This is a genomic window from uncultured Flavonifractor sp., assembly GCF_944385615.1.
GTDB lineage: Bacteria > Bacillota > Clostridia > Oscillospirales > Oscillospiraceae > Flavonifractor.
Genome location: NZ_CALWXV010000082.1, coordinates 1 through 12,022, shown reverse-complemented (window position 1 = coordinate 12,022; position 12,022 = coordinate 1). Strand labels below are relative to the sequence as shown.

Genomic DNA, 12,022 nt, shown 5'->3' with positions numbered 1-12,022 from the left:
TGGGTGTAGACCCTAAGACGGTACGAAAATACATGAAGCAGGAGGATTTCAGCCCTACAACACCGGATAGAAACAGTACCTGTGGGAAACTCTCGCCATGGATTCCCATGATTCGCACCTGGTTGGAAGAGGATCAGCAGAACCGGCGCAAGCAGCGGCATACCGCCAAGCGGGTCTATGACCGGCTGTGCAAGGAAGCCCCTGGATTTTGCTGCAGCTACCGGACCGTGAGCCGATATGTGGCCGCCTGGAAGGTGGAACTTCGCCAGGGCTGCGGCTCCCAAGAGTTGATTTGGCACCCGGCGGAGTGCCAGGTGGACTTCGGGGAGTGCGACATGTATGTGCGAGGGAACAAAGTCGTGGTGAAGTACCTGGTAGTGACCTTCCCCTACTCCAACGTGGGATACTTACAGTGTTTCCAGGGCGAGACAGCAGAATGTCTGTGCCAGGGCTTGAAGGATATCTTTCACTGGATTGGAGGAGTACCCAAACGCCTGGTGATTGACAATGCCACGGGTGCAGGACGGCGTATCGGCGAAGTAGTTCGCCTGACGGAGCTCTTCCAGCGTTTCAAGGCACATTATGGGTTTGCAGTGACCTTTTGCAATCCTCGCTCTGGGAACGAAAAAGGGAATGTTGAGAATAAGGTAGGCTACTTCCGGCGCAATATTCTGGTGCCTATTCCAAAGACGGAATCATTGGAGCACTTCAACGCCCAAACCTTAGAAGAATGTGAGCTGGATAACTGCCGGGATCACTATAAACGAGAGATCCCTATGTGCCAGATGTTTGAGGAAGACAAGAAACATCTGCTTTCTTTACCAGAACTGCCCTTTGATTGTTGCAAGTATCGAAAAATAAACACCGATCACTACGGAAAGTTCTGTCTGGACGGCTGCCATTACTACAATGTGGGCCCGCAGTATGCGGATAGCCAGCTTTGGGTGCGGATTGGAGCCTTCACCGTAGAGCCTCTGGATGAAAAGAACCGCACGATTACATCGTTTGAACGGCAGTTTGGCAGCAAGCGCACCGATACCAGCGACTGGCTTCTGATGCTAAGTGATTTGGCCAGGAAGCCGGGGGGCGTGGCACAATAGCCAGGTGCGTGAGAACATCCCATGCCCTCTCCGGGACTATCTGGATGAGATGGACAAACCCGGGGTGCGCCAGGTGATGAACCAGATGCAGGAACTGGCTGGCCGGTATGATTTCGATGTTGCCCTGAATGCCGTGGAGCAGATGTTGACTCGCCGCAGCCGTGGAGAACAGGTTAGCGCAGAATACCTGGCCGGCCTGATGTCCATGGGGCTCCAGCGGCCTCATCAGCCAGAGCTGAGCTGTTACGACCAGCTGTTGCCTGAGGGGGTGATCTGATGGAACGGGCATTGATCCGCCAGGAGATCTCCATGGCTTGCAAGCGGTTGGCGTTGACCCAGCAAGTGGTATCCATGTGTGAGCTGGAGGCCACTCCAAAGCAGGAAGAATTTCTTCACCGGGTACTCAGCCAGGAATTGGCCCACCGGGAGCGTATGCGGCGGGAACGGCTGCTAAAGCGAGCAGCGTTTCCGGTACGTAAGACACTGGATGACTATGAATGGGATGTCCTGAGGCTCCCAGCTGCTTTGCCTCCAGAAGAAGTGACCAGCTGCAATTTCGTGCGTATGAAACGTAACCTGGTTCTGTATGGGCCTGTGGGTACTGGAAAGACCCATCTGGCCATTGCCTTGGGGGTGGCAGCCTGTGAGGCTGGGTTAGAGACACGATTCTTTACAGCGGCTTCTCTGGCCACCAAGTTGGATGAGGCCCGAAGGGGTGGGACGCTGGAAAAACTCTTTCAGTCCATTGATCGGGCAGAACTGGTGATCCTGGACGAATGGGGTTATCTACCCCTGGAAAAGGAGCAGGCACAGCTTCTCTTTCAGCTTATTTCAAGCTGCTACGAACGGCGCAGCCTGATCATTACCACCAATCTGGAGTTTTCCAAATGGGGCACCATTTTTACCGATGACCAAATGGCGGCAGCCATGATTGACCGCCTGGCCCACCACGGGCACCTGATTACCTTTGACGGCCCAAGCTACCGCTTGAGAAACGCCCTTATGCGGGTGAAGTAGCGTGGCAGAACCAGGGATTTTATTTGGCAATGACCAGGGAATTCTGTTGGCAACTACCAGGGAATTTTCGTGGCAATACCAGGGATTTTTACTTGACAGAATACAGAATTGTGTGAACACATGATTTCCTTGCGAATCTCTAACAAACATGCTATCATTATATACAACGCTGTCAGGTGTTGGAATTCGCCTTGGCGGCATGACCGCATAAACCAAATGCTCTGCCGCATGGCAGAGCATTTTTTTGCGATTCCAAACATTTGATGAATAGGAGATCCCCCAGAAGCCGGAGGCCAGCATGACAAATCAATTTCTGACGAATTATACGAAAACTACCTTTTTGGAGAAACTCAAGAATAATTTACGCGGGTGTAGTGCTTTTTGCTTTTCGGTCAGCTTTATTAAAAAGGCTGGTCTCGTTCTACTGTTTAAAGACATAGAGGCTGCTGTAGAACGTGGGTGTACTGGTCGCATTATCACATCTACCTATCAGAACTTCACTGATCTTGAGTCTCTGAAGAGTTTCTTTTCGCTAATGGGCCGCTGTCCTAACTTCCAGTGTCATCTGGACTATGAGTGTTTCCATGATTCGGGATATGCGACGCTTGGCTACCACTCGAAAGGGTATCTGTTTGAGTTTGGCGACCACCGAGAGGTCATTGTAGGCTCATCCAATATCACCCGGTATGCACTGCTTAAAAATATTGAGTGGGATGTAGTGGTGCAGGACGATATTGTATATGAACAGGCGGTGGAAGAATTTGAAGACAAGTGGAATCTGACCCATATACTTACCCCAGAAATTCTAAACCTTTACACCAATAAGCTAAACTTTGCAATCGAGCGGTGGGATATGGATTATGATCTGTCAGCCGCTCATATAAAACCAAACTTTATGCAGCGTAAGGCTCTAAAAGAGCTAAACCGCTACCGGGCCGTAGGCACCAATCGGGCACTGGTGGTTGCAGCGGCTGGTAGCGGTAAAACATATCTGGCAGCCTTTGACGCACTGAATTTCAATCCCAAACGTCTGCTCTATGTTGTGCACGAAGGCTCTATTTTAAAAAAATCTCTTGAGACCTTTATGGATGTATTTGGCAGTGCTGTGTCTTACGGTATATATAGCGGTACCAGCAAGGAATCCGATGCAGACTTTGTCTTTGCTACCAATATCACCATATGCAAGACACTGGAACTGTTTCGCAAGGATGAGTTTGACTATATCATTATTGATGAATGCCACCATGCTACGGCTGAAACCTACAAAAAAGTCATTTCCTATTTTGAGCCGGAGTTTTTGCTTGGTCTCACTGCCACTCCGGAGCGGATGGACAACCAGGACGTTTTTGGACTGTTTGACAAGAATGTACCCTACGAATTACGTCTTAGGGATGCGATTGTCAATGACCTGGTGGTGCCATTTAAGTACTATGGTATCCGGGATTCCTTGGTGGATTATGGATTGACTGCCAAAGACGAACGGCGATTGATTGCCCAGATGGCTGATGACAATCATTGCGAATTCATATCGGCACAGATAGAAGCCCATCGTCCACAAGGTAAGCTGAAAGCCCTTGCCTTCTGCCGCAATATTACGCATGCCCGCATGATGAGTGAGGTGATGGGAGAACGATACCACACCGCATATCTGACCGGACGAAATGATGTTGGTGAACGAATTCGCGCCTATAATGATCTACAAAGTGACAGCGCCTCATTGGAAATCCTTTTTACGGTAGACCTTCTCAATGAAGGGGTAGATATTCCAGGCGTGAATATGGTGCTCTTTCTGCGGCCCACGGAGTCCTCAACCATTTTTATCCAACAGCTTGGACGCGGACTGCGAAAGTACGACAACAAGCCCTATGTGACGGTACTGGACTTTATTGGCAACAGCTATAAAAGAAGTGTACAGATTGCCTTTGCACTATCCTCTTTGTCCGAAAATTTTGTTGTGGAAAAACGTTTGATGGCATCCCTGGTACGAGACAACTTTGGAGCTTTGGGCCTTTCAAAATACGGCGTTGAGATCCACATTGATGATCTGAGCAAAGAAGAAATTCTAGACTTTATTGACAAAGAAAACTTTAATGCGATCAAGTACCTAAAACAGGACTATTTTAACTTCAAAAAATATATCAACTCTGAGTTTTATCCACGGCATATGGACTACCTGAATAACGACTGTGCGCCGGATCTAATCCGCTTCATGAGTATTAAAATCGGCGGTAAAAAGGCGGGTAGCTATTACAATTTCCTCATAGGGATCAGAGAAGAACATTTGCCGGTATTTACCGAAGAACAGGTGGAGTTCATCTGTTATCTTTCCGGCCTACTTCCTCTGGTACGTCCTCATGAGTTTGAGATCGTCCGCTGTCTCATGAACGGCATTGGAAGGATCAACGAACTCGATCAGGCATTAGCGGAAAAAATCCCTGGCTACAAGAGGGAACAACTGGAGCACGCTTTACAATTTTTGAAGGTTGTGGACAGAAACTGCGATGAGTTGTCCCTACACATCAAGATGGATGACCAGCTACGGGAGTATCTGGACGACCTTTTGACCTATGGTATCACCCGCTATTATGCCGACAATGGGGAAGAGGAGGGCTTCAAGCTGTGGCAGAACTACCGCATGGATCAGGTACAGCTGAAGCTGCTGAAAAATCCAGGTTATACAGCCGTTGGGACTTACTACTATGATGACTATGTAGTAATCTTTGCTTCCTTAAAAAAGGACTTGCCAGAAGCAGATAAGCTCAACTATAAAGACAAATTTTTGCAGGCAGATGTGTTCCAGTGGGAATCTATGGCACACCTACCCATGTCTGATTTGGCCAAGTTAAAAGCTAGCAGCTATGCCCATTTGTTTATCCGAAAGGTATCCAGCGAAAACGGCATTGTTTTGCCCTTCACCTATGTAGGAAAGGGGACGCTACATAACTGCCGTAAAACAGAAACCGGGAATGGCACATATCTGTTTGATGTGGCAATGGAACATAGTCTACCGGATTATTTGCAATATGACTTTGGACTGACAAAATGATGAAACAATTTGAGATTATTCATTGTTTGAAAAACGGAAGCAGGATGAGCGGGAGGCTTGAAGTATGACCGAAGTAGTCGCAGCCCTGATTTGGGATCAGGAGAAATTTATGATTTGCCAGCGCCCGGCACATAAGGCCAGGGGGCTGCTGTGGGAGTTTGTGGGCGGAAAAGTGGAGCCTGGTGAAACCAAGGAGCAGGCGCTGATCCGGGAGTGTCAGGAGGAGCTGGCTGTTACTCTGGATGTGGGAGAGGTATTCATGGATGTGACACATGAATACCCAGATTTGACTGTTCATCTAACTTTGTTTCATGCAACCATCCGGAAAGGCATTCCTCAGAAACTGGAGCACAACGAAATCCGCTGGATTACAGTGGATGAGATTGATCAGTATGAATTTTGCCCGGCAGATGAAGAGATTTTGAATCAGCTGAAAAAGAGATAAAAATAGGGAGGCGCGGCATGGAAAATTTGTCCTTGTTCCATGTATCTGAACCTGAACAGGAGCAGATGAAGCTTCAAAACTCCAACACATTAGACGTTGTAAAGATGGAGTTTTCCGGCACAGAGAGCCTGTCCTGGCAGGATCTGTTCTCTGGGTTTGATGCGCTCCACGCCATCACATATTCTTCTGGAATCAGCTTTATTTACCGCCTATTAGATTTTTTTGAGGAAGCAGAGGTCATCTTTGGGTGCGATGAAGTGCTTTCTTACTCCCTGCAAGAGGTTATGGCCTATCAATATAAAACCATTGAGCGAATGCGGGAGACTGCCGGGAAAATGAAGCTGGATTTGGTCTCCCGCATTGAACAGAAAACGTTGCGCTTTTATGTGGCCCGTAATATCCTGTCCCATGAGAAGATTTATCTGCTTTCGGCGAAAGACGGTCGAAAACGGGTCATTATGGGATCGGCCAACATGTCGTTTTCGGCATTTGGAGGTAGGCAGCGAGAGAATATCTGCTATATCGACGGAGACCAGGCTTACGATTGGTATTGGGACTGCTACTGCCAGCTCCGAGAGGACAGTACCGACCAGATCGCCAAGGAATCCCTACTATGCGCGGACGATGGGGAGAATCTGGAAGAACTACCTATTGTCAAAACCGTTTTTGTGAAAAAAGCACTGGTTTTGCAGCCGGTGGAAGATGCCCGTGAAGAAGTGCGATTTATCCTGGATATTAAAAATCTTGCTGCCAAATTTGCGCCTTCTGTGCCCAAGCCAGATAAAAAGGGAAAACTGTTGCTTTCACCTGAAAAAATTAGGACAGTCCGCCGCCAAGTGGTGACAAATAAAGAAAAGGAGAGAGACCTCCGGAGCGAATATCCTCAGTTGGAGGTGTTGCCCGATGAAGGAATTGCAAAGCTCAATGATGTTATCCTGGATTTGTTGCCGCCGAGAGAAGAGATCGAAAAAGACGTGGGGCTGTTCTTCAAATACATGGATGGGTATGAGAAATTTCACGGTGATGTAAACGGATTGCAGCGGCGATATTACGAATTTGCCAACTGGTTTTTCTGCTCGCCTTTTATGGCCTGTATGCGTGACATGGCTGTGCGATACAATCATAATCTACTCCCTTACCCGGTGTTTGGCCTGCTCTATGGACAGAGCAAGGCAGGGAAGACTTCTTTTCTGATGACTCTTTTGAAAATGATGATCGGGAAGGAAACAAAATTATCTGCCCCAGATTTTACCCGTTCCAGTATCGAAGCGCTAAAACGGACGGTAAAAGGAGCTCCTATTATCGTGGATGACCTTACCAATGCCCGTTTTAATCAGCACGCCATTGAGACCATTAAAAATGATGGCTTTGGTGTAGCTGACCAGCTGCTCTGCTATCCTGCGGTGGTAATCAGCGCTAACGAGGATGTGAGAGCGGTTGCCCAAGAAGTCATTCGGAGGACGGTAATTTGCCGTGTACAGGCGGGGCTGACCAACACGGAGGTTATGCGTAATAATTTGGTGCGCACGGTACAAAAAGAATTAGGGACTGCGTTCTACCGAGAATATTTGCGTAGAATGCTTCCTATCGTCTATGATTTACTGGAAGAACTTAAGAGTGACAACTTGGAAAGCCCACCGGACATTCTGGCGGTATCTTCTCAAGTATTGATGGACATTTCTGAGGAATATAGGGGACAGGAACTCCCACCCTATGTCCGCGCACTGACATTGGAGGACTATTTTAGCGAAAAGGTTACCGGGGGCTATGCTATTAAAACGATACGAAGTGCCTGGCAGACTAGCCGTGGATCTTTCGAGCTCTCGGCGCATGCCAATGAGCTACGCTACAATGCGGGGGCCCCCTATGAGGCAGAACGGATTTTGAAAGAACTGCCTGAAACATTGGAAGCGCACAAGTCAAGAGATTGGGTGGTTATGGATCTTGCGGCTGCCAGGGAGTTTTTTGATATCCCCTTTAAACAATCCTGGCTGGATCGATTTCGAAAGAGGTGAGATGGGTGCCTAACTATCACAAGCTGGTCCGTGATCGCATTCCGGAGATTATCGAAGCAGATGGGAAAACCTGCGTCTGTGAAACGCTTTCTAACGAGGACTACATATATCTCCTGGACCAAAAACTGAACGAAGAGCTGGCAGAATACCAGGAGAGCAAATCCTTGGAAGAGCTGGCCGATCTACTGGAGGTCATGCAGGCTGTTGTAAAAGCCCGCGGCTGGACGCTGGAAGAATTGGAGCAGGTGCGGGCGGACAAGGCTGCCAAACGGGGCGGATTTGAGAAAAAGATCCTTTTGAAGGAAGTACAGGAGGATTGCTGAATGGACATTACACGGGCAAAAGAGTTATTATCCGCTTTGGCTGACGGCATTGATCCATTCACTGGAGAACTTTTACCACAAAACCATGTATGCAATCAGCCTGAAATGATCCGAGCTTTTCATGAACTTTTGAATGTGATTCCTTCGCCCAAAAAGAAAAACCTACCCCGAAATGCTGGAAAACCATGGACGGATATTGAGGAAGAAAAACTACTGGATGAATTTGACTCAGGAATGACGACTTCTGCAATCGCCAAGGAGCATGGCAGAAGCAAAGGTGCCATTGAATCCCGATTAGCGGATCTCGGGAAGATTACAGATACATATTTTAACAGGAAACCGAGGTGACCTCCATGCCTACCTACCGCTCCGCTTCCGGCAGCAGTGCCGAGGATCTGTTTATTGAACTGTTTTCTGACACCTTCGGCGCCGAAAAGGCCGGCTATCTCTACTCCCAGTATCCCTTCTCCGACATCTACCAGAATAGCCGGTTTGCCGACTTCCTGATTGAGAACGGTGGGCGGAAGGTGGCCATTGAGATCGATGACGAGGCCTCCCACAACCCCAAGTTGGTCTCCCAGAACAAGTTCTATGATGACCTGCTCAAGCAGAACAGCATGATCTACCTGGGATGGGATGTGTACCGCTGGGCAGTACGGCAGATGCAGCAGCAGCCGGAGACCGTGAAAGACGAACTGCGGGTATTCCTAGGCCAGCACCCCAATTTCAAGGAAATTGAGGACTATCTCCCCACCCAGCGGGGCAAGTCTCTGGACGGCTCCCAACTGGAGCTGAAGGAGCACCAGAAACAGGCCTTGGCAGCCTTAGAGGAGATGCGCTGCAACTTCGAGACTATTGCCCTGCTCTACCACGCCACCGGCACCGGCAAGACGGTGACCGCCGTCATGGATGCCAAGCGGTTTGGCAAGCGGACGTTGTTCCTGGCCCACACGGTGGAGTTGGTGGATCAGGCCACCAAGACCTTCCGGGAGCTGTGGCCCAGAGCCACGGTGGGCCGCTATGTGGAGAGCATGAAGCAGGGCAACGCCTTCGTAGTCTGCGGCAGCATCCAGAGCGTGGCGCTGAACCTGGAGCGGTTCAAGCCAGATGACTTCGGCTATATCATCGTGGACGAGGCGCACCACGCCTCCGCCGATATATACCAGAAGGTTTTGTCCTACTTCACTCCGGAATTTACTCTGGGACTGACCGCTACGCCGGAGCGGGCCGATGACAAGAACATCCTGGACATCTTCAAGAACACCGCCCACAAGCTGGACATCCAGACCGCTGTGGAAATCGGCGAGCTGGTGCCAGTGCGGTGCATCCGAATCCACACGAACATCGACCTGACCAAAGTGCGTTTCAACAGCGTTCAGTACAACATCCGGGATCTGGAGAGTAAAATCTATGTGCCGGAGCGGAACCAACTCATCGTGGACACCTGGCTCCAGTATGTGAAGGACAAGCGGACTGTGATCTTCTGCGCCTCCGTCAAACACGCCCAGGAGATCGCCGGGCGGCTCCATGATGCGGGCGTAGCTGCCGAGGCCGTGTCTGGCGAGATCAAGGCCAGCGACCGCCGGGAGGTACTGGCCCGGTTTGAGAAGGGTGAGACCAAGGTGCTGTGTGCCTGCGACCTACTCAACGAGGGCTGGGACTGCCCAGCCACCGAGGTGCTGTTCATGGCCCGGCCCACTATGTCCAAGGTGCTCTATACCCAGCAGCTGGGCCGTGGTATGCGGCTGTCCCCTGGCAAGGAAAGCCTTATGGTGTTTGACTTCGTAGACAACGCCAGCCAGTACAATATGCCCTATTCCATGCACCGTCTATTCCGGCTGAAGGAATACAGGCCTGGCGCGCTGGTACTTGGTACCAAAGGGCAGAAGGCTGCCGAGCAGGGCCTCTATGACCGGGGCGAGCGCCCGGATGCCCTCATCGACTGGCCGGTAGATGCCCTGGACTACGAACTGGTGGACATCTTCAACTGGCAGGAAGAGGCCGCCGGGATGATCTCCCAGATGGAATTTGTCCGCCGGGTGGACGTGCAGACGGAAACCATCGAGCGGTATGTCCGGGACGGCCTGCTGGTGCCCGATCTGGTGGTGCCCATGAGTGAGCACCGGACCTTCAAATATTTCAAAGAAGAGACCCTCCAGAAGTACGCAGAGCAGTACGGCTGGACGCTGATTGACGACTCCAATCGCAAGGACCTGTTTCTGGATATGGTGCGACAGATGGACATGAGCTACTCCTACAAGCCGGTGCTGCTTAAGGCGGTGCTGCTGTTCGCCGATGACAAGGGCCGGGTAAAGCTCAGCGATATTGTGACCTATTTCCGGGGGTTCTACGAGGCCCGCCGGGCAGATGGGCTGGTGGTGGAAAAGGCCAACAGCATCTACGCCAAAGGCGGCTACACAGACGCCCAGGCCCAGCGGAATATCCTGTCCAATCCCTTCAAGCGGTTCGAGGATATGCAGATGCTCCACCACACTAAAACTTTGGGCGTGATCCAGGTGGATGAATCTGTCTGGAAGAAGCTGACCCGGGAGGAGAAGCAGGAAATTGAGCGGATCTGTGATGAGAAGCTGGAGAATTATTTCCAACGTCTGAAATAGGCACTTATTATATGATTGGATGGTGGTCACATTGGCAATTTTTCAAGTGATATGGTCTTTGGATGATAAAGTTCAACTACAGCTGGCAGAATTGATAAACGAAAAAGAACTGGAAGATCTGCTTGCAGATCATATTGAAATTCTAGATCCGGATTGGCTGCTGATTGGCCGGCAGGTACGTACAGTTGCGGGGAAATATATTGATTTACTCTGCATGGATCACGATGGAGACCTGATTGTTGTAGAACTGAAAAAGGATCTGACACCAAGGGAGGTTACGGCGCAGGCAATTGATTATGCCTCTTGTATGGCTGATTTGACATTGGAGGAATTGGCGGAGCAATATCTGCAGTTTTCTGGTGGCCAGGTAACGTTAAATGAAGCCTACAAGAAAAAGTACGGTACGGCATTAGAAGAAGACAGCATCAACAATAATGTCAAAATGGTAATTGTCGCTGCCAAAATGGATGATAGTACCGAACGGATTATTCGCTATCTGAGAGAAAAATATGAAGTTGATATCAACATTATGTTTTTCCATGTAGTTTGTTGCGGCACCAAGCGCCTCATTAGCCGCGCTTGGTTTGAGGAAAATGTAGAAGAACAGCGTCCGGATCCTAAATCGATTCGACAGTGGAATCAGGAATACTATGTATCATTTGGTAGCAGTGAGCGCTCTTGGGAGGATGCCAGAAAGTATGGGTTTATTTCCGCAGGAGGTGGTACCTGGTACTCCAACACATTGAAGTTACTTAGCCCTGGGGATCGGGTCTGGGTTAATATTCCGCATACTGGCTATGTAGGAGTTGGAATCGTAAAAAAAGAAGTCCAACAAGCAAAAGATGTGCTGTTTTCGATAGACGGGCAACAAGTTGGATTTTCATCTCTGCAGACGCAAGGCAACTATCTGTACTCCAGCGATGACCCTGCAAATGCGGAATATGTCGTACAGGTTGACTGGATCAAAACCGTTTTGGAGACTCAGGCGGTCAAGGAAATTGGATTCTTCGGAAATCAGAATTCGGTTTGCCGACCCAGAGATCAAAAGTGGGTATATACTGTAGAGCGATTGAAAAAAGTTTGGGAAATTGATGCGTAAGAAGTAATGGTCCAACTGCAAATGAAGTATTATTGCTGGATGACAGTCATCCGCTTCGGTGATTCTAACTATTCGTGCGGTCTAAGGGCACCGGTTTCATATGCATGCTCCTGTCTCAAATGCCGGCGGAGGTGGCAGGCAGGTATCACGGCTTCCTGATTCCAATCCTGATCTTACGGAGCAGGTCTTCAAAAAACGCCTGGACCACAAGTGGGTCCAGGCGTTCGTAGTGACCTGATCAATACCTGTCAGGCCGCAATAATAATAGGTAACGTGTTCTGTGTAAGCGTAAAAACAGTCGGCGACTTGTCAGGGTAAAATGTCTCTGCCAAACTATAAGAGTCTGAGGAAGTGCATGG

The 12,022-nt window shown here is 49.5% G+C and carries 10 protein-coding genes; all 10 read left to right on the top strand.

Translation table 11 applies throughout. The features are described 5' to 3' along the window. A partial coding sequence (gene istA, locus Q0J75_RS12915; RefSeq protein ID WP_297202137.1) for an IS21 family transposase occupies nucleotides 1-1,100 on the top strand: 1,100 nt, incomplete at its 5' end. A gap of 4 nt (nucleotides 1,101-1,104) precedes the next feature. After that, nucleotides 1,105-1,377, top strand: a complete 273-nt coding sequence (locus tag Q0J75_RS12910; protein WP_297202134.1) for a hypothetical protein — start codon at nucleotides 1,105-1,107, stop codon at nucleotides 1,375-1,377. Then, nucleotides 1,377-2,117, top strand: coding sequence for an IS21-like element helper ATPase IstB (gene istB, locus Q0J75_RS12905; RefSeq protein ID WP_297202131.1), 741 nt, complete (start codon nucleotides 1,377-1,379; stop codon nucleotides 2,115-2,117). The genes Q0J75_RS12910 and istB overlap by 1 nt, the downstream gene beginning before the upstream one ends. Before the next feature lie 298 nt (nucleotides 2,118-2,415). Continuing rightward, nucleotides 2,416-5,163 carry a DUF3427 domain-containing protein gene (locus Q0J75_RS12900; RefSeq protein WP_297202128.1) on the top strand — a complete coding sequence of 916 codons (2,748 nt, stop codon included), beginning with the start codon at nucleotides 2,416-2,418 and terminating at the stop codon, nucleotides 5,161-5,163. Between the two features lie 64 nt (nucleotides 5,164-5,227). Then, on the top strand, nucleotides 5,228-5,608 hold the full coding sequence (locus Q0J75_RS12895) for a (deoxy)nucleoside triphosphate pyrophosphohydrolase (protein WP_297202125.1): 381 nt from the start codon (nucleotides 5,228-5,230) through the stop codon (nucleotides 5,606-5,608). A gap of 17 nt (nucleotides 5,609-5,625) precedes the next feature. Then, nucleotides 5,626-7,623 (top strand): phospholipase D family protein, encoded by a 1,998-nt coding sequence (locus Q0J75_RS12890; RefSeq protein ID WP_297202122.1) that lies wholly within the window; start codon nucleotides 5,626-5,628, stop codon nucleotides 7,621-7,623. Nucleotides 7,624-7,628: 5 nt separating this feature from the next. Next, nucleotides 7,629-7,946 carry a nucleoside triphosphate pyrophosphohydrolase gene (locus tag Q0J75_RS12885; protein WP_297202119.1) on the top strand — a complete coding sequence of 106 codons (318 nt, stop codon included), beginning with the start codon at nucleotides 7,629-7,631 and terminating at the stop codon, nucleotides 7,944-7,946. Next, a complete protein-coding gene (locus Q0J75_RS12880; RefSeq protein ID WP_297202117.1) occupies nucleotides 7,947-8,294 on the top strand; it encodes a hypothetical protein in 348 nt (115 codons plus the stop codon). 5 nt (nucleotides 8,295-8,299) lie between these two features. Further along, nucleotides 8,300-10,564, top strand: coding sequence for a DEAD/DEAH box helicase (locus tag Q0J75_RS12875; protein WP_297202114.1), 2,265 nt, complete (start codon nucleotides 8,300-8,302; stop codon nucleotides 10,562-10,564). 58 nt (nucleotides 10,565-10,622) lie between these two features. Next, nucleotides 10,623-11,663, top strand: coding sequence for an endonuclease NucS domain-containing protein (locus Q0J75_RS12870; RefSeq protein WP_297202111.1), 1,041 nt, complete (start codon nucleotides 10,623-10,625; stop codon nucleotides 11,661-11,663). Nucleotides 11,664-12,022 lie beyond the last annotated feature (359 nt).